Source organism: Ensifer sp. MJa1 (genome assembly GCF_037026475.1).
GTDB lineage: Bacteria > Pseudomonadota > Alphaproteobacteria > Rhizobiales > Rhizobiaceae > Ensifer.
The window spans coordinates 24,246-41,999 of record NZ_JAKUMO010000026.1 but is presented as its reverse complement, the minus strand read 5'-3'; the positions used below and the strand labels follow the sequence as shown (position 1 = coordinate 41,999).

General features: G+C 64.5%; 19 protein-coding genes. 9 read left to right on the top strand and 10 right to left on the bottom strand.

What is annotated here, in order from left to right; all coding sequences use genetic code 11:
• Positions 1-68 precede the first annotated feature (68 nt).
• Positions 69-467 carry a winged helix-turn-helix domain-containing protein gene (locus tag MKZ91_RS26680; RefSeq protein WP_336174058.1) on the top strand — a complete coding sequence of 133 codons (399 nt, stop codon included), beginning with the start codon at positions 69-71 and terminating at the stop codon, positions 465-467.
• Here MKZ91_RS26680 and modC read toward each other — a convergent pair.
• The 3 genes from modC to modA all read right to left on the bottom strand — a co-directional run bounded on the left by modC (position 464) and on the right by modA (position 3,194).
• Entirely contained in the window at positions 464-1,537 is a 1,074-nt protein-coding gene (gene modC, locus MKZ91_RS26675) for a molybdenum ABC transporter ATP-binding protein (protein WP_336174057.1), read from the bottom strand. The two genes, MKZ91_RS26680 and modC, sit on opposite strands and share 4 nt — an antisense overlap.
• Complete coding sequence (gene modB, locus MKZ91_RS26670; RefSeq protein ID WP_336174056.1) at positions 1,534-2,235, bottom strand: molybdate ABC transporter permease subunit; 702 nt, start codon at positions 2,233-2,235, stop codon at positions 1,534-1,536. The genes modC and modB overlap by 4 nt, the downstream gene beginning before the upstream one ends.
• A 167-nt stretch (positions 2,236-2,402) precedes the next feature.
• Positions 2,403-3,194, bottom strand: a complete 792-nt coding sequence (gene modA / locus MKZ91_RS26665) for a molybdate ABC transporter substrate-binding protein (protein ID WP_336174055.1) — start codon at positions 3,192-3,194, stop codon at positions 2,403-2,405.
• Between the two features lie 235 nt (positions 3,195-3,429).
• Here modA and ung point away from each other — a divergent pair, with 235 nt between their 5' ends.
• The 6 genes from ung (at position 3,430) to MKZ91_RS26635 (ending at position 8,617) form a co-directional block, all read left to right on the top strand.
• The gene (gene ung / locus MKZ91_RS26660) at positions 3,430-4,134 is read left to right on the top strand and encodes a uracil-DNA glycosylase (protein ID WP_336174054.1); all 705 of its coding nucleotides are present in this window, start codon (positions 3,430-3,432) and stop codon (positions 4,132-4,134) included.
• Positions 4,135-4,236: 102 nt separating this feature from the next.
• Entirely contained in the window at positions 4,237-5,007 is a 771-nt protein-coding gene (cobF, locus tag MKZ91_RS26655) for a precorrin-6A synthase (deacetylating) (RefSeq protein ID WP_336174053.1), read from the top strand.
• A gap of 109 nt (positions 5,008-5,116) precedes the next feature.
• Complete coding sequence (gene cobG, locus MKZ91_RS26650; RefSeq protein ID WP_336174099.1) at positions 5,117-6,487, top strand: precorrin-3B synthase; 1,371 nt, start codon at positions 5,117-5,119, stop codon at positions 6,485-6,487.
• A 2-nt stretch (positions 6,488-6,489) separates the two neighbouring features.
• Positions 6,490-7,122, top strand: a complete 633-nt coding sequence (locus tag MKZ91_RS26645) for a precorrin-8X methylmutase (RefSeq protein WP_336174052.1) — start codon at positions 6,490-6,492, stop codon at positions 7,120-7,122.
• Positions 7,119-7,856: a precorrin-2 C(20)-methyltransferase gene (locus MKZ91_RS26640; RefSeq protein WP_336174051.1), complete on the top strand. Its 738-nt coding sequence runs from the start codon at positions 7,119-7,121 to the stop codon at positions 7,854-7,856. Before MKZ91_RS26645 ends, MKZ91_RS26640 begins: the two co-directional genes overlap by 4 nt.
• Positions 7,853-8,617 (top strand): precorrin-3B C(17)-methyltransferase, encoded by a 765-nt coding sequence (locus tag MKZ91_RS26635; RefSeq protein WP_336174050.1) that lies wholly within the window; start codon positions 7,853-7,855, stop codon positions 8,615-8,617. The genes MKZ91_RS26640 and MKZ91_RS26635 overlap by 4 nt, the downstream gene beginning before the upstream one ends.
• Here MKZ91_RS26635 and MKZ91_RS26630 read toward each other — a convergent pair.
• Positions 8,596-9,381, bottom strand: a complete 786-nt coding sequence (locus MKZ91_RS26630) for a cobalt-precorrin-6A reductase (protein WP_336174049.1) — start codon at positions 9,379-9,381, stop codon at positions 8,596-8,598. The genes MKZ91_RS26635 and MKZ91_RS26630 overlap by 22 nt on opposite strands.
• Between MKZ91_RS26630 and cbiE the strand changes: the two genes are divergently transcribed.
• Positions 9,350-10,591, top strand: coding sequence for a precorrin-6y C5,15-methyltransferase (decarboxylating) subunit CbiE (gene cbiE, locus MKZ91_RS26625; RefSeq protein WP_336174048.1), 1,242 nt, complete (start codon positions 9,350-9,352; stop codon positions 10,589-10,591). The two genes, MKZ91_RS26630 and cbiE, sit on opposite strands and share 32 nt — an antisense overlap.
• Before the next feature lie 67 nt (positions 10,592-10,658).
• Entirely contained in the window at positions 10,659-11,420 is a 762-nt protein-coding gene (gene cobM / locus MKZ91_RS26620) for a precorrin-4 C(11)-methyltransferase (protein WP_336174047.1), read from the top strand.
• Between the two features lie 43 nt (positions 11,421-11,463).
• Here cobM and mnhG read toward each other — a convergent pair whose 3' ends face one another.
• The 6 genes from mnhG to MKZ91_RS26590 are packed head-to-tail and all read right to left on the bottom strand — an operon-like array spanning position 11,464 to position 17,452.
• Entirely contained in the window at positions 11,464-11,835 is a 372-nt protein-coding gene (gene mnhG, locus MKZ91_RS26615; RefSeq protein ID WP_336174046.1) for a monovalent cation/H(+) antiporter subunit G, read from the bottom strand.
• Positions 11,832-12,113: a K+/H+ antiporter subunit F gene (locus MKZ91_RS26610; RefSeq protein WP_336174045.1), complete on the bottom strand. Its 282-nt coding sequence runs from the start codon at positions 12,111-12,113 to the stop codon at positions 11,832-11,834. Before MKZ91_RS26610 ends, mnhG begins: the two co-directional genes overlap by 4 nt.
• Complete coding sequence (locus MKZ91_RS26605; RefSeq protein ID WP_336174044.1) at positions 12,110-12,595, bottom strand: Na+/H+ antiporter subunit E; 486 nt, start codon at positions 12,593-12,595, stop codon at positions 12,110-12,112. The genes MKZ91_RS26610 and MKZ91_RS26605 overlap by 4 nt, the downstream gene beginning before the upstream one ends.
• A gap of 6 nt (positions 12,596-12,601) precedes the next feature.
• Positions 12,602-14,206, bottom strand: a complete 1,605-nt coding sequence (locus tag MKZ91_RS26600) for a monovalent cation/H+ antiporter subunit D (protein WP_336174043.1) — start codon at positions 14,204-14,206, stop codon at positions 12,602-12,604.
• On the bottom strand, positions 14,199-14,546 hold the full coding sequence (locus tag MKZ91_RS26595) for a Na+/H+ antiporter subunit C (protein WP_336174042.1): 348 nt from the start codon (positions 14,544-14,546) through the stop codon (positions 14,199-14,201). Before MKZ91_RS26595 ends, MKZ91_RS26600 begins: the two co-directional genes overlap by 8 nt.
• On the bottom strand, positions 14,546-17,452 hold the full coding sequence (locus MKZ91_RS26590) for a monovalent cation/H+ antiporter subunit A (protein ID WP_442892356.1): 2,907 nt from the start codon (positions 17,450-17,452) through the stop codon (positions 14,546-14,548). The genes MKZ91_RS26595 and MKZ91_RS26590 overlap by 1 nt, the downstream gene beginning before the upstream one ends.
• Positions 17,453-17,754: the final 302 nt, after the last annotated feature.

Sequence of the window (17,754 nt, the reverse complement as noted above, 5' to 3'; positions counted from 1 at the left end):
TCCGGGAAAATCTGTTTGCTCGCGCTCAGCGGCTTTCGGTTTCTTGCGCAAGCTTTTATGCTCGCCGCATGAGTGAGCGCCGCCCTGACCTTCGCCCCGTGCTTCGCATCGATTTTCCGCCCGCCGATCGGCTGGGTCGCGGCAAGATCATGCTGCTCGAATTGATCCGGGAGACCGGATCGATTTCGGCTGCCGGCCGGGCGATGGACATGTCGTATCGCCGTGCCTGGTTGCTGGTCGATGCCTTGAACCGCATGTTCATCGAACCCTCGGTCGAGTCGCAGCGCGGCGGCAAGCAAGGGGGAGGAGCGGCGCTGACACCTTTTGGCGAGACGCTGATCCGTCGCTACCGGGAGATGGAGGAAAGGGCGCTGACCGCGATCGCCGAGGATCTCGCCTGGCTTGAAAGTGTCCGCGGCAGCGGCACGGCGTCCGCCACTAATGAGACCGTTTCAAACGACGGTTAGTGATCGATCGCCACCGACTTGATGATGGCATAGACGGTCTTGCCGGGGACAAGCGCAAGAGCGTCGCGTGAAAAGCGAGTGATGCGGGCGGCAATTGTCACGCCGCCGCAATTGATGCGGACATCGACGCTTCCGTCCTCTTCGGTGGTCTGCGCAAGCACATTTCCTTCGAGCACGTTGAGCGCACTGATGCCTTCCGGGCGGCTGGTCGCGAGCATCACATCGCGTGCGGCGATGTGCAGGCGGAGTATTCGGCCCGATGGCGCTGTGACATTGGCAATGCGCAAAGCTTCCCGGCCGACCTGGACGGTCGTCAGATCGTGGGCCCCATCGGTTCCCTGAACGATGCCTTCGAGCACCACGCCTGCCTCGCGCCGACCGGTTGCGGTGGAGGCCGCGGGTGCACTCAGCACTTCCGTTGCCGCGCCCGATGCGGTCACCTGTCCGTGTTCGAGCACGACGACACGTTTTGCCAGGCGCGCCACTTCACTGACCGAGTGACTGACATAAACGATCGGAATGCCGGCATCGTCACGCAGCCGTTCGAGGTAGGGCAGGATCTCGGCCTTTCGCGCCTCGTCGAGCGCTGCGAGCGGCTCATCCATCAGAAGCAGGCGCGGTGCCGCCAGCAGGGCCCGACCGATCGCCACGCGCTGCTTCTCGCCACCGGAAAGGGCCGATGGATTGCGCTCGAGCAGATGACCGATGCCGAGCATGTCGACGACGCGGGCAAAGTCACTGCCGACGCCCTTCTTTCCGGCGAACCAGCGGCCATAGGCGAGGTTGCGCCGCACGCTCAAATGCGGAAAGAGGCGTGCTTCCTGGAAGACATAGCCGAAGCGGCGGCGATGCACCGGGGTGAATATCTTTCGCTCGCTGTCGGCGATCACGTCGCCATCGAGCAGGACGCGGCCGCTTTCCGGTTTGAGGAGGCCGGCAATGATGTTGATCAGCGAGGTCTTGCCGGAGCCGGAGCGGCCGAACAGCGCGGTGACGCCGCCATCGGAGGTGAAGGCGGCGTCGAGCGAGAAACTGCCGAGGTGATGGCGGGCTTCGACGGTGAGGCTCATTGGGCCGCCACCCGGCGTGCGGCGAAGGTCGCCAGCAGTTCGGAGAAGATCAGCGCGGCCATGGAAATGACGACCGATATGATCGTCAGCCGCATGGCGCCGGCATCGCCGCCCGGCACCTGGGTGAAGGTATAAATGGCGGCCGAAAGCGTCTGCGTCTCGCCCGGGATGTTGGAGACGAAGGTGATCGTCGCCCCGAACTCGCCCATCGCCTTGGCGAAGGCGATGATCATGCCGGCGATGATGCCGGGAATGATCAGCGGCAACGTGACGGTGGCAAAGACCCAGAGCGGGCTCGCGCCGAGTGTGGTTGCCGCGTCTTCGAGTTTGCGGTCGACCGCTTCGATCGACAGGCGGATGCTGCGCACCATGAACGGGAAGGCCATGACTGCGCAAGCAAGGGCAGCACCCGTCCAGCGGAAGGAGAAGACCAGACCGAAGTAGTCGGCGAAGAAGGCGCCGAGCGGGCCGCGGCGGCCGAAGAGCAGGAGGAGCAGGAAGCCGGTGACGACGGGCGGCAGGATCAGCGGCAGGTGCACAAGACCATTGAGCAACGTCTTGCCCCAGAAGCGCCCGCGGGCCAGCAACATGGCGACGGCAAGCGCGAAGGGCAGGCTGCAGATCATCGCGACGGTTGCAACGCGCAGGCTCAGAAGGATCGCCGTCCATTCCGCGTCGCTTACTGCAAGCAAGTCCAACAGATATTGCTCCCCGATGCGAGGCCGGTGGATTTGGCTATCCGCCTAACACCGCCGCTGCCTCCGCCAAATGATTGTATCGCCCGCGTTTGGGCGTGGGCGATACCTGACGATAGATGCTTCGCCTGCCTCTGGACAGCCGAGATCCAGCGCCTTTTCGAGACCGATTACTTCAACACTGTGAAGCCCTGCTTTTCAAAGAGTTCTGCCGCCTTCGCCGACTTGACGAAGTCGACATAGGCGGCGGCATCAGGGCTCTTGCTCTCGGCCGTGATCGCGATCGGGTAGATGATCGGCGGATGGCTGTCTTCCGGGAAGGTACCAACGACCTTGACGCCCGGGTCGGCTGCAGCGTCCGTCTGGTAGACGATGCCATAGGGGGCTTCGCCGCGCGAGACGAGCAGGAGGGCGGCGCGCACGCTTTCGGCGCCGGCGACCTTCGGCTCTACAGCCTTCCAGGCGCCGAGCTTCTCAAGCGCTGCCTTGCCGTATTTGCCGGCCGGAACGGAATCGACGGCCCCCATGGCCAAACGGCCGTCACCGAGAACGGCTGCGAGATCGAAGCCCTGCTTGATCTCGACCGGAGCAGCGTCAGCCTTGCCGGAAACGAGCACGATGCGGTTGCCGAGGAGGTTTGCGCGGGTGTCGTCTTTGATCAGCTTCTTGTCAGTGAGATAGTCCATCCAGGCGAGGTCGGCAGAGATGAACACGTCGGCCGGCGCGCCCTGTTCGACCTGCTTGGCGAGCGCCGAGCTTGCCGCGTAGGAAACGGTTGTTTCCTTGCCGCTTTCCTTCTGCCATTCGGCGTTGATCGCATCGAGTGCGTTCTTGAGGCTTGCAGCCGCAAAGACCGTCATCTTCTCTTCGGCCTGCGCGGATGCCGGCAGAACGTTTGCACCGGCCCAGGCGAGGCCGAGCGTCAGCACCAGGCCCTTCAGCCAGTCTCTTCTCTTGATCATCGATTTCCCTCCAACGAAGCGTGATATCTCTTAGGATACAACGATATCGCCTCCTGATTACCGCTGTATCCTTTGAAATACAATGCTCCTCAAAAGGGCTAGCCTATCCCCCGCTTGGTCGCGGCCGATCAGCAAAACCGGTGCAGCGTCTTCATGATGGGGTTGGCAGGGGTTGCGGTGATAGCCTGGCGGCCTAAATTGCGGCCTCGATCTGAAGAGATGGAGCGGATGTGCAATGGAAACGGCGGTAAAGCTCGAAGAGAGCTGGAAGGCAGCGCTGGCGCCGGAATTTGCGAGCGCCTACATGGCCGATCTCAAGCAGTTCCTGCTCGCCCAGAAGAACGAGGGCCGGCAGATCTTCCCGCGTGGACCTGAATACTTTCGCGCCCTCGACCTGACGCCGCTCGACAAGGTGCGCGTCGTCATTCTCGGCCAGGACCCCTACCACGGCGACGGCCAGGCGCACGGGCTCTGCTTCAGCGTGCGCCCGGGTGTCAGGACACCGCCGTCGCTCGTCAATATCTACAAGGAACTGAACAGCGATCTCGGTATCCCGCCGGCGCGACACGGGTTTCTCGAAAGCTGGGCACAGCGGGGCGTACTGCTCCTCAACAGCGTCCTGACGGTGGAGCGTGGAAATGCAGCCTCGCATCAGGGGCGCGGTTGGGAGAAGTTCACCGACGCCATCATCCGCGCGGTCAACGAGGCGGACCATCCCGTCGTCTTCATGCTCTGGGGCTCCTACGCGCAGAAGAAGGCGGCCTTCGTCGATCGGTCGCGCCATCTGGTTCTGCGCGCGCCGCATCCTTCGCCGCTGTCGGCGCATTCCGGCTTCCTCGGCTGCCGGCATTTTTCGCAGGCAAATGCCTTCCTCGAAAACAAGGGCTTCGATGCGATCGACTGGCGGCTGCCGGAAGATCCCGCTGCCGAAGTGAACTGACGTCGGGTTGACGCAGCTGATGGTCTTGCTGTCGCGCGAAGAGCTTGCGCCCTCGATGGCGATGCGCCTAAGACGCAGACCAAATACGGCGGAGGCGAGGGCATGCGCAAAATTCTGATCATCGGCATCGGTTCGGGCAACCCTGAACATATGACCGTGCAGGCGATCAACGCGCTCAACCGCGCTGACGTGCTCTTCATCCCGACCAAGGGTGCAAAGAAGACCGAGCTTGCCGAAGTGCGGCGCGACATCTGCGCCCGCTATGTCACCCGCAGCGACAGCCGCACCGTCGAATTCGCGGTGCCGGTGCGTCGCACCGAGGGCGTCAGCTATGACGGCAGCGTCGACGACTGGCATGCCCGGATCGCCACAATCTACGAGGATCTGTTGTCGAAGGAGCTAGGCGAGGCGGGCATCGGCGCTTTTCTCGTCTGGGGCGATCCGATGCTCTATGACAGCAGCATCCGCATCATCGAGCGTGTGAAGGCGCGCGGGAAGGTCGCCTTCGACTATGACGTGCTGCCGGGCATCACCAGCCTGCAGGCCCTTTGCGCCAGCCACCGCATTCCGTTGAACCTCGTCGGCAAGCCGGTGGAGATCACCACCGGGCGCCGGCTGCACGAGAGTTTTCCCGATAAGAGCCAGACATCTGTCGTCATGCTCGACGGCGAGCAGGCGTTCCAGCGCATCGAGGATCCGGACGCCGAGATCTATTGGGGCGCCTATCTTGGCACCCCGGATGAAATCGTCATTTCCGGTCGCCTCGCCGACGTGAAGAACCGGATCCTCGAAACACGCGCGGCGGCGCGTGAAAAGATGGGCTGGATCATGGACATCTACCTGCTGCGCAAGGGTGCCGATTTCGAGGAGTGAGGACGGCGAAAAGACAGCGTCGTGTTTGATCTCACTCAAGGATTGCGGCTGTGTTATAGCCTTTGCTGAGGCGTCTTCTTTGAGGAGAGCCGAAGCGATGACGGAAATGATGAGCACCTGCGCCCTTCCATCGACCGCGGAAACCGGTGCCAGCGCCTCGATGCGGCGCGGCGCCTGTCCGTCGCTGGCCGCCCCGATGCAGACTGGCGACGGGCTGCTGGTCCGGCTACGGCCAGACGGCGACAGCCTGACCATTCCGAAGGTCATCGCGATTGCCGCTGCCGCCGAGGCCTTCGGCAACGGTATCATCGAGATCACCGCGCGCGGGAACCTGCAGCTTCGCGGTTTGCGTGAAGCAACAGTGCCGGCATTGGCGCAGGCGATCGGCGATGCGGATATCACCATCGCCGAGGGCCTCGCGATCGAGGCCCCGCCGCTTGCCGGGATCGATCCGGACGAAATCGCCGATCCGCGACCGATCGCGACGGCCCTTCGTGGCGCATGGCAGGCGCATCGTCCACCCTTAAAGCTTGCGCCAAAGCTCTCCGTGGTCGTCGATGGCGGCGGGCGCTTTGGGCTTGATGCGGTCGTTGCCGACATCCGCCTTCGAGCGGTTTCGACCGATAAGGGTGCCGTCTGGTCGCTGTCGCTTGGCGGGACGGCCGCGCGGGCGATGCCCGTCGGAACGCTCGACGGTGATGCGCCGGTGCCGGCGGTGATCTCCATTCTGGAGAAACTCGCGACCCTCGGCCCAACCGCGCGTGGGCGTGATCTGGATCCGGTCGCGATCCGCGACTTTTGTCGCTGCGAACCAGCCGTCGAGCGCCCGGCGACACTTGCCGCAGTGCATCCGATCCCGGGCATTCATCCTTTGGATGACGCTGGCGTCGTCCTCGGCCTCGGTCTCGCCTTTGCGCAGGTCGAGGCGTCCTTGCTCACCGCCTTTCTCAGTCAGGCTCAGGCGCTTGGCGCCACCGCCATCCGGCTTGCGCCCGGGCATGCCTTCTTCGTGCTCGGCCTCAGCCACGAGACGGCCGCCGTCGCCCAGAGCCTGGCGGCAGCTCAGGGTTTTCGCATCACGGAAGACGACCCGCGCAACGCGATCGCCACCTGCGCTGGCAGCAAGGGGTGTGCCTCGGCTTGGATGGAAACCAAGGGCGTAGCGCAGCGCCTTGTCGAGACGGCACCCGCACTGCTCGACGGTTCGCTGACGGTGCATCTGTCCGGCTGCGCCAAGGGCTGTGCCCGGCCGAAGCCGTCGGAGCTAACGCTGGTCGGTGCGCCTTCAGGATACGGCCTTGTCGTAAATGGGGCTGCCAACGGCTTGCCAAGCGCCTACACCGATGAGAATGGAATGAAATCCGCGCTTTCCCGGCTCGACCGGTTGGTGCGGCAAAACAAAGACGCTGGCGAATCGGCGCAGTCCTGTCTTACACGGCTCGGAGCTGCGCGCGTCTCAGCAGCGTTCGAACAGGGATAGACATGCCTGAGTATGATTACATTCGCGATGGCAACGCCATCTACGAGCGTTCTTTCGCTATCATCCGCGCCGAAGCCGATCTCTCGGGTTTCTCCGATGAGGAAGCAGACTTGGCCGTGCGCATGGTGCATGCCTGCGGCTCGGTCGAGGCGGCCAGGCAGTTCGTCTTTTCTCCCGATTTCGTGACCTCCGCCCGTCAGGCGCTGAAGACCGGTGCGCCGATCCTCTGTGATGCCGAGATGGTCGTGCACGGGGTTACCCGCGCCCGTCTGCCCGCCGGCAACGAGGTGATCTGCACATTGCGCGACCCGCGCACGCCCGAAATTGCCGCCGAGATCGGCAATACCCGTTCGGCCGCAGCCCTCAAGCTCTGGAGCGAGCGTCTGGCCGGCTCGGTGGTCGCTATCGGCAACGCGCCGACGGCGCTGTTCTTCCTGCTTGAAATGCTGCGCGACGGCGCGCCGAAGCCGGCAGCGATCCTCGGCATGCCCGTCGGTTTTGTCGGTGCAGCAGAATCGAAGGATGCGCTCGCAGAAAATTCCTATGGCGTTCCCTTCGCGATCGTGCGCGGCCGCCTCGGCGGTAGCGCCATGACCGCGGCAGCACTCAACTCGCTCGCGAGGCCGGGCCTGTGAGCGGCGGCGGCGTCGGACGCCTGATCGGCGTTGGAACCGGCCCTGGCGACCCGGAGCTCCTGACCGTCAAGGCGGTGAAGGCCCTTGGGCAAGCCGATGTGCTTGCCTACTTCGCCAAGGCCGGGCGCAGCGGCAATGGCCGCGCCGTAGTCGAAGGGCTGCTGAAGCCCGGTCTTGAAGAATTGCCGCTCTACTATCCGGTGACAACCGAAATCGACAAGGACGACGGCGCCTACAAGAGCCAGATCACCGACTTCTACAACGCGTCGGCCGAAGCCGTGGCGGCGCATCTTCTCGCCGGGCGTACGGTGGCGGTGCTTAGCGAAGGCGATCCGCTGTTTTATGGCTCTTACATGCACCTGCATGTGCGGCTCGCCAACCGCTTCCCGGTCGAGGTGATCCCCGGCATCACCGCGATGTCCGGCTGCTGGTCGCTCGCCGGCCTGCCGTTGGTGCAGGGCGATGACGTGCTGTCCGTGCTTCCGGGCACCATGGCCGAGGCCGAGCTTGGCCGCCGGCTTCAGGATACCGAAGCCGCTGTCATCATGAAGGTCGGGCGCAACCTGCCAAAGATCCGTCGGGCGCTTGCGGCTTCCGGCCGTCTCGGCCAAGCAGTCTATGTCGAACGCGGCACGATGAAGAATGCGGCAATGACCGCGCTGGCCGACAAGGCCGACGATGACGCGCCCTATTTCTCGCTGGTGCTCGTGCCCGGCTGGAAGGACAGGCCATGACCGGCACGCTCTATGTGGTCGGCACGGGTCCCGGAAGCCCGAAGCAGATGACGCCGGAAACGGCAGAGGCCGTTGCGGCCGCTCAGGAGTTCTACGGCTACTTCCCCTATCTCGACCGGCTGAACCTGCGCCCCGACCAGGTGCGCGTCGCCTCCGACAACCGCGAGGAGCTCGACCGGGCGCAAGTGGCGCTGGCACGGGCTGCGGCCGGCGCCAAGGTCTGCATGGTCTCCGGCGGCGATCCAGGGGTGTTTGCCATGGCCGCTGCCGTCTGCGAGGCGATCGACAAGGGGCCCGAGGAATGGAAGTCTGTCGAACTGGTGATCACGCCCGGCGTGACGGCGATGCTCGCCGTTGCCGCCCGCATCGGTGCACCGCTCGGCCATGATTTCTGCGCGATGTCGCTCTCCGACAATCTGAAGCCCTGGGAGGTCATCACCAGGCGGCTCAGGCTGGCGGCGGAAGCGGGGCTGGTGATTGCGCTCTACAATCCGATCAGCAAGGCACGGCCCTGGCAGCTCGGAGAAGCCTTCGAGATCCTGCGCGGCGTGCTGCCGGCCACCGTGCCCGTCATCTTCGGCCGCGCGGCCGGGCGACCGGATGAGCGCATGACGGTGATGCCGCTCGGCGAGGCCGATGCCAACCGTGCCGACATGGCGACCTGCGTCATCATCGGTTCGCCGGAAACCCGCATCGTCGAGCGCGACGGGCAGCCCGATCTGGTTTACACGCCACGCTTCTACGCCGGAGCGAGCCAGTGAGCGATCAGGTCGAGCGCCTCGTCGCAAGTGCCGACGGCAGGGACGTCCGCCGGCTTGCGCCGCTCGACCATGACTACTTCGATGCCGAGCCGGCGGGCCGCCGCGATCTTGCCGTAGGTGGCGCTGCCGCCGCTGTTCTTGGCGACGATCACGTCGATCTTCCGGTTTTCAAGCAGCGCGGCCTCGTCCGCTTCCGCAAAGGGACCGGTGGCGAGAATTGCTTCCTGGTCGGGAAGTCTGAGCGGCGGCGTCACCGGGTCGACGCTACGGATGACGTAGCTGTGCTCAGGCGCGGTCTCGAAGTGGAATGCTTCCTGGCGGCCGATGGCGAGGAAGACGCGACGCGGGATCGGACCAAGCGCGTGAACCGCTTCGGCCACACTTTCAACCGGGGTCCAGCGGTCTCCGGGCTCAAGCTGCCATTGCGGGCGCCGGAGGGCGAGCACTTTGGTGCTCGTTCGTTGCGCCGCCTCAGTGGCATTGTGCGAAATGCGCGCGGCAAAGGGATGGGTGGCGTCGATCAGCAGCGCGATGTTCTCGTCGCGCAGGAAATGCGCAAGGCCGTCGGCACCGCCGAAGCCGCCGATGCGGGCCTTGACCGGCTGCGGCTTGGGGTCGGCGGTGCGGCCGGCGAGCGAGATTGCGGTGTCGTAACGGACGTCGTCGGCCAATCGGCTCGCGAGCTCGCGCGCCTCGGTGGTGCCGCCCAAGATCAGAATGCGAGGTTTTTCCATGGCTGACGTGTCGAATAGCGTAGCCGCCATCGTTTCCCCCTGGCTGACCGTCATCGGTATCGGTGAGGATGGTGTAGCGGGTCTCGGCGATGAGGCCAAGCGGCTGATTGCCGAGGCGCCCGTTGTCTATGGCGGTCATCGCCATCTGGAGCTTGCATCATCGCTGATCACGGGCGAAGCGCACAATTGGCAGAGCCCGCTCGAGCGCTCGGTGGTGGAAATCGTCGGTCGCCGTGGCAGTCCCGTGGTGGTGCTTGCCTCGGGCGACCCGTTCTTCTTCGGTGTCGGCGTGACTCTGGCACGCCGCATTGCGTCGGCCGAAATCCGCACGCTTCCGGCACCGTCGTCGATCAGCCTTGCGGCTTCACGCCTCGGCTGGGCGCTGCAGGATGCGACGCTGGTTTCGGTGCACGGCCGCCCGCTCGACCTGGTGCGACCGCACCTGCATCCAGGTGCACGCGTGCTGGCGCTGACCTCCGACGGGGCAGGCCCGCGGGACCTCGCCGAATTGCTGGTTTCAAGCGGCTTCGGTCAGTCACGGCTGACGGTGCTCGAAGCACTTGGCGGTGCCGGCGAACGGGTGACGACGCAGATCGCCTCGCGCTTCATGCTCGGCCTCGTGCATCCCTTGAACGTCTGCGCCATCGAGGTGACGGCCGACGAGGGTGCGCGCATCCTGCCGCTAGCGGCCGGTCGTGATGATGCGCTGTTCGAACATGACGGGCAGATCACCAAGCGTGAAGTGCGAGCGCTGACGCTTTCGGCACTCGCGCCCCGCAAGGGCGAACTGCTCTGGGACATCGGCGGCGGCTCGGGCTCGATCGGCATCGAATGGATGCTGGCCGATCCGACGATGCAGGCCATCACCATCGAGGTTGACCCCGAGCGGGTGGCGCGCATCGGCCGCAACGCGACGATGTTCGGCGTGCCGGGATTGACGGTGGTGGAAGGCGAGGCTCCGGCAGCCCTTGCCGGCCTGCCGCAACCGGATGCGATCTTCATCGGCGGCGGCGGCAGCGAGGGCGGCGTGATGGAGGCCGCGATCGCGGCGCTTCGACCCGGTGGACGTCTGGTTGCCAATGCGGTGACGACGGACATGGAAGCGGTGCTGCTTGATCACCATGCGCGGCTCGGCGGCTCGCTGATCCGGATCGATATCGCACGGGCCGGTCCCGTCGGCGCGATGACCGGCTGGCGGCCGGCCATGCCGGTGACCCAGTGGTCGTGGACGAAGAGCTAGAGCAGTTCCAGCAAAAGTGTGAAGCGATTTTGCGTCCGGAACTGCGCAAAGAAAGAGAGAGAGACGCATGACGGTACATTTCATCGGCGCGGGCCCAGGGGCTGCGGATCTGATTACGGTGCGTGGCCGCGACCTGATCGGGCGTTGCCCGGTCTGCCTCTATGCCGGCTCGATCGTTTCGCCGGAGCTTCTGCAGTATTGCCCGCCGGGTGCCCGCATCGTCGACACCGCGCCGATGTCGCTCGACGAGATTGAGGCGGAGTATGTGAAGGCGGCAGCCGAAGGCCTCGATGTGGCGCGGCTTCACTCCGGCGATCTCTCGGTCTGGAGTGCGGTTGCCGAGCAGATCCGCCGGCTGGAGAAACTCGGCATCGCCTATACGATGACGCCGGGTGTACCGTCCTTTGCCGCTGCCGCATCGGCCCTTGGCCGTGAATTGACCATTCCGGCCGTGGCCCAGAGCCTGGTGCTGACCCGTGTCTCGGGCCGCGCCTCGCCGATGCCGAACAGTGAAACGCTCTCCGCCTTCGGTGCGACCGGCGCGACGCTGGCGATCCACCTTGCCATCCATGCACTCCAGCAGGTGGTCGAGGAACTTACCCCGCTCTACGGTGCCGATTGCCCGGTCGCAATCGTCGTCAAGGCATCCTGGCCGGACGAGCGGGTGGTGCGCGGCACGCTTTCCGACATAGCCGCCAAGGTGGCGGAAGAGCCGATCGAGCGCACGGCGCTGATCTTCGTCGGCCCCGGGCTCGAAGCGTCCGATTTCCGCGAAAGTTCGCTCTATGACCCCGACTATCAGCGGCGGTTCCGGGGGCGTGGCGAATAGGCCAGGTCGCTTCAGCGAACGATCAGTGGCGGCGGCCTGAATTTCACTCCGACGGCTCTTCGCGCGGCGGGCGCTGCTTGAGCGGGACGCCGCGCTGCTCTTCGACGCGGTCACGGTAGAGTGCGGCCTGCCCAAGCAGCATCAGCGTCACCGGTGTGGTGACGACGACGAAGACGATGATCAGGATCTCGTGGAACACCCAGCGGTTTTGCAGCACGGCAAAGCAGATGATCGAGGCCAAGCTGATCAGGAGCACGCCGCCGCTGGTCGCAAGCGTTGGCGCATGCAGGCGTTCGTAGAAGTTGGAAAGCCTGAGCAGGCCCGCCGAGCCGATAAGCGCGATGGCCGCACCGAGAAGCGTCAATCCGCAGACGACGACGGCGGCCCAGACCGGAAGGTCGGTCAAGTGGCTCATTCGATGATCTCCCCGCGCATCAGGAACTTGCCGAAGGCGATCGACGAAACGAAGCCGATCAGCGCTACGATCAGCGCCGACTCGAAGTAAAGCGAGTTGGCAGTGCGTATGCCGAAGGTCAGAAGCATCAGCATGGCGTTGATGTAGAGCGTGTCGAGACCGAGGATGCGGTCCTGGGCGCGTGGCCCCCTGACCATTCGGTAGAAGGCGAAGGCCATTGCCAGGCCGATCATGAACTGTGCGACCAGCAGCGACCAGATGATCGAGAGTTCCATCATCCGAAGATCTCCTTCAGGGCAGCTTCGTAGCGTTTGATCGTCTCGATCCAGACATGCTCGTTTTCCATATCGAGCACGTGGAAGAGCAGCGACTTGCGGCGACGATCATATTCGAGCCAGGCCGTTCCCGGCGTCGCCGTCATGACGCAGGCAAGCAGTGCCAGGGCGTTCTCATCATCCAGGTCGAGATCGACCGTCAAAAAGCCGGAGCTCGGCGGCCGGCGTCGGGCGCGCAGGATGACGGCGGCAACCGCGAGGTTGGAGCGGATGACGTCAAGCGCCACCGTGAAGCCGAAACGCAGGGCATAGAGGACACGGCGCGGGTGCGAGCGCAGGGGGCTGAGCTTCAACGTCACCCAGCCAAGGCCGGTCGAAAGCAGCGTGCCCATGACGATCGTGCCAGGGGCGACAGACTGGTTGAGCAAGAGCCAGATGACAAGCAATCCGGCCGACAGCAGTGGATAGGGGAGCCAGGTACGCATCGTCGACTAGCCTCCTGCCCGAGGTGCTGACAGCACATGTTCGGCGTAGCCTGCCGGGTTCATCAAAGAATCCGCTGTCGCCTGCATGTAGCCCATGATCGGACCGGCCTGCAGGCTCAGGAAGATGCAGGCGGCGAGCAGCACCGCTACGGGGGTAATTTCGATGACGACGACGCGCGGCACGGTGTTTTCGATCGACGTCCAGAAGGTGCGGATGCCGACGCGGTTCATGGCGATCATCGCGGCAAGGCCCGAGACGATGAGCAGCGTGACATAGGTCCAGTCGGCGGCAGATATTGCCGGCGCGGCTTCCGCGCCTGAGAGGCCGAAGAGACCGCCGAGGATCGCGAACTTGGCGACGAAGCCGGAAAGTGGCGGCAGGCCGGCAAGCAGCAGTGCACAGAGGCAGAAGCAGAGGCCAAGGATCGCCATGGTGCCGGGTATGGCGGCGCCGGCCTCCTCTTCCTCCTCGTCCTCGTCGGCGTCGCCGTAGGCTTCCATCGTCACCGCCAGAACGTCGGCGCCGGCATCGCGGCCGCGCTCGACCAGTTCGATCAGAAGGAAGAAGGCGGCGATCGTCAGGGTCGAGCTGACCAGATAGAACAGTGCTCCGGCGATCATGCTCGGGTGGCCAAGGCCGATCGCTGCCAGCAGGGTGCCGGAGGAAACGAGCACCGAATAGGCGGCAAGCCGTCCCATCGCCTGGGAGGCGAGCACGCCGATAGCGCCGAAGGCGATGGTGAGCAGCCCGCCCGCAAGCAGGACCGGCTGCCCGAAGCCCGCCGATGCGCCGGCGTTTGCCCCAAACACCAGCAGCGACAGCCGCAGGATGACATAGATGCCAACCTTGGTCAGCACCGCAAAGACGGCAGCGACCGGCGGCGTTGCGGCCGAGTAGGCTGTCGGCAGCCAGAAACTCAAGGGCCACATGCCGGCTTTCACCAGGAAGGCGACGCCGAGTACGCCGGCCCCGACCTCGACCATCTGGCGATCTTGCGGCGAGAGTGCCGCAAGCTTCGTCGAGAGATCGGCCATGTTCAGCGTGCCGGTCGCGCCATATATCAGGCTGACGCCGATCAGGAACAGCGACGAGGCGGCAAGGTTGATCGCCACGTAGTGCAGGCCCGCCTTGACGCGCAGCGGCCCGGAACCGTGTAAGAGCAGGCCGTAGGACGCCGCCAGCATCATCTCGAAGAAGACGAAGAGATTGAAGAGGTCTCCGGTCAGGAACGAGCCGTTGAGGCCGGCGATCAGGAGTTGGAACAGCGAATGGAAATGATGGCCGGCCGTGTGCCAGCGGGCGATGGAATAGGACTGGGCGGCAAGCGCCAGGCCGCTCGTCAGGCACAGCATCAGTGCGGAGAGACGGTCGAGTACCAACACGATGCCGAAAGGTGCCGGCCAGTTGCCGAGCTGGTAGACGCTGGATGCCTCGCTCGACGAGGCTATGCGCATCAGCACCACCGAGAGGATGAAGAGCGCGAGCGTCGAAGCAAAGCCGAGCATGGCCTTCAGCGAGCGATTGCGCTCATCGATCGGGATCATGGCGGCACCGACCGCAAGCGGAAGCAGGATCGGCAGGATCAGCAGGTGATGCATCCAGTTAGTCATGGCGCTGCTCCCGGCCATCGACGTGGTCGGTGCCGGTGAAGCCGCGCGAGGCGAGCAGCACGACGAGGAAGAGCGCCGTCATGGCAAAGCCGATGACGATCGCGGTCAGGACAAGTGCCTGCGGCACCGGATCGGTGTAGCGGCTAAGGTCGCCGCCGCCGCCGGGTTCGAGCACCGGAGGCGCGTTCACCCGAAGGCGCCCCATGCCGAAGATGAAGAGGTTGACGGCATAGGACAAAAGCGAAAGACCAATGATCACCTGGTAGGTGCGCGGACGCAAAAGCAGGTAGACGCCGGAGGCGGTCAGCACGCCGATTGCAACCGAGAGAATGAGCTCCATCAGCGCGCCTCCTTTGCGGCCCGTGTGGCGCGGGCATGGGCCCGCGGTGCGCGGATCGACTGGTGGGCGAGCGCAATCAGGATCAGCACGGTCGCGCCGAGCACCAGCGAGAAGACGCCGAGATCGAAGAACAGGGCACTCGCGAGCGGGAATTTCCCGATGACCGGCAGCGTGATGTATTGGGAATGCGAGGTCAGGAACGGATAGCCGAACAGCCAGGAGCCGATCCCGGTTGCCGTGGCGACCAGAAGGCCGATGCTCATCCAGCGCAACGGATGGATACGCAATCGTTCCTCGACCCAGCGCGTGCCACCGGACATGTATTGCAGGATGAAGCCGATCGACATGGCGATGCCGGCGGCAAATCCACCGCCCGGCAGGTCGTGGCCGCGCAGGAACAGGTAGGCGGCGAGCATGCCGATGACCGGGAACATCCAGCGCATGATCACCGAGGGCACGAACAGATATTCGGCGACGCTGTCACCCTTGCTGCGATCGGGGTGGTCGTCGTCAAAGGCGTTCTGGAGGCGCTGCTGTTCGGGCGCTTCCAGGCTGTCGGCCTGCGGACGGAAACGCAGGAGCAGGGCGAAGACCGTGAGCGCGACGATCGCCAGAACCGCGATTTCGCCAAGCGTGTCGAAGCCGCGGAAGTCGACAAGGATGACGTTGACGACATTGGTGCCGCCGCCTTCCTTGTAGGCGCGCTCGAGGAAGTAGCTGGCGATGGTCTCGGGCATGGGGCGGGTCATGATCGTATAGGCGATCAGCGCCACGCCGCCACCGGCGGTGACCGCCAGAAGGAAGTCACGCAGGCGCCGGAAGCGGACCCTGAGCGACAGCATTTCGGTCTCCTGCGTGTCTTCGATGCGTTTCGGCAGCCAGCGCAGGCCGAGCAGGATGAGCACCGTCGTGACGATCTCGACAAGGAGCTGGGTGACGGCAAGATCCGGCGCCGAAAGCCAGACGAAGGTGAGGCAGGTGGTGAGGCCGGCGCCGCCAAGCAGTACGAGGGCTGCCAGACGGTGGAACTTTGCAAGGATAGCCGCGCCGATGGCGCAGGCAGTGCCAATCGCCCAGAGCAACGAAAAGGCTGGGTCGATGCTGCGCACCAGAAGCGGCGGCAGCTCGAAATGGGTAAGAAGCAGCGGCAGAGCGCCGGCAGCCACCGCGATGAAGACGAGGAAGCGCATCTGCGGCTGCAGCCGGCGGGTACCGAGCCGCTGTTCCAGTGAGCGCGCCCATTTCCACGAGAGCGTCACCAGCACGCGTTCGAAGATGCGCTGGCCGTGCAGCAGCCGGAAGATCGGCGGTCCTTCGACGCTGGTGGCAAGGTAGTTGCGCATCAGGAAATAAAGGCCGACACCGCCGGCAAGCGCCGCGAAGCTCATGATCAGCGGCAGGTTCCAGCCATGCCAGACGGAGAGGCTGTAGGTGGGCGTGCTGGCACCGAGGATTGATACGATGGCGGTATGCAGGAACGGGCCGATGGTGATCGCGGGGATGATGCCGACGACGAGGCAGGCGAGCACCAGGAATTCGATCGGCACGCGCATCCAGCGCGGCGGCTCGTGCGGCACTTTCGGCAGATCCTCGGGTGTCTTGCCGAAGAAGACGCTATGGATGAAGCGCAGCGAATAGGTCACTGCGAACATGCCGGCGAGCGTCGCGACATAGGGCGTCATCGTGTCGAGGATGTTGGCCTGGTGGGTCTCGATCGCCTCGGCGAAGAACATCTCTTTCGAGATGAAGCCGTTTAGAAGCGGCACGCCCGCCATGGCGGCGCTCGCGACCATGGCGAGGACTGCTGTTCCGGGCATAAAGCGGATCAGCCCGCCGAGCTTGCGCATGTCGCGCGTTCCGGTCTCGTGGTCGATGATGCCGGCGGCCATGAACAGCGACGCCTTGAAGGTGGCGTGGTTGACGATGTGGAAGACGGCAGCAACGGCGGCAAGCGGGCTGCCGAGGCTCAAGAGCACGGTGATCAGTCCGAGATGGCTGATAGTGGAATAGGCGAGCAGACCTTTGAGGTCCTGCTGGAAGATGGCGAAATAGGCGCCGAGCAGCAGGGTCGACAGACCGGCAAGCCCGACGATCCAGAACCAGGCTTCGGTGCCGGCCAGCACCGGCCAGAGGCGCACGAGCAGGAAGACGCCGGCCTTCACCATGGTTGCCGAGTGCAGATAGGCCGAGACCGGCGTCGGCGCGGCCATGGCGTGCGGCAGCCAGAAATGGAACGGGAACTGGGCACTTTTGGTCAAGGCGCCGAGCAGAACCAGGATCAGGACCGGTACGTAGAGCGACGAATTGCGGATCGTGTCGCCCGAGGCAAGTACTGCATCGAGATCATAGCTGCCGACGATGCGACCGATCAGCAGAAAGCCGACGAGCATGCAGAGGCCGCCGGTACCAGTGATGGTCAGCGCCATGCGGGCACCGTCGCGGGCGTGCGCATTGTGGTGCCAGTAGCCGATCAGCAGGAAGGAGACGATGCTCGTCAGCTCCCAGAACACGGCAAGCAGGATGAGGTTACCAGAGAGCACGACGCCGAGCATTGAGCCCATGAAGGCGAGAAACAGCGCCAGGAAGCGCGGGACGGGATCTTCGGCCGCCATGTAGTAGCGGGCGTAGAGCACGACGAGCACGCCGATCGCAGTGACAAGCACCGTAAACAACCAGGCAAAGCCGTCCATCCTGAGCGTGAAATTGAGGCCAAGCTCAGGCAACCAGGCGATGTCGTAGCGCAGCACGCCGCCCGAGGTGACTAAGGGATAGAGGCCGGCGGCGACGAGGAAACAGAGTAGGGCGATCGCACCGGCGAACCAGGCGGTTGCGCCACGCTGATCGGGCGGGAAGAAGATTGCAAGAAGGCTTCCCGCAAATGGGGCGAGAATGAAGACAGAAAGCAATTTTCCCGCGTATTCGATCGTACCGTTCCCTTCGCTCGGGTGTCATGGAGATCGGGCGCTAGAGCGCCGTGCGTTCAAGAGAGCACACAAAGGACGCCCTAGGATTTTGTTTCCAGAACATATTCCCGCTTTTCGTGATTCCACTTGAAACGGGATGCTCCGGAGGGCCCTAGAGGACGGTCGCGTCAGCGACTGCCGCAGATGATGCCGCCAAGTCCGCGCAGCGGGGGCAGGCAATTGTTTTTATGACGATTCGTGGCGGGGCTGCCAAGCCTCGTTGCTGCGAAAAATGAACGCACCGC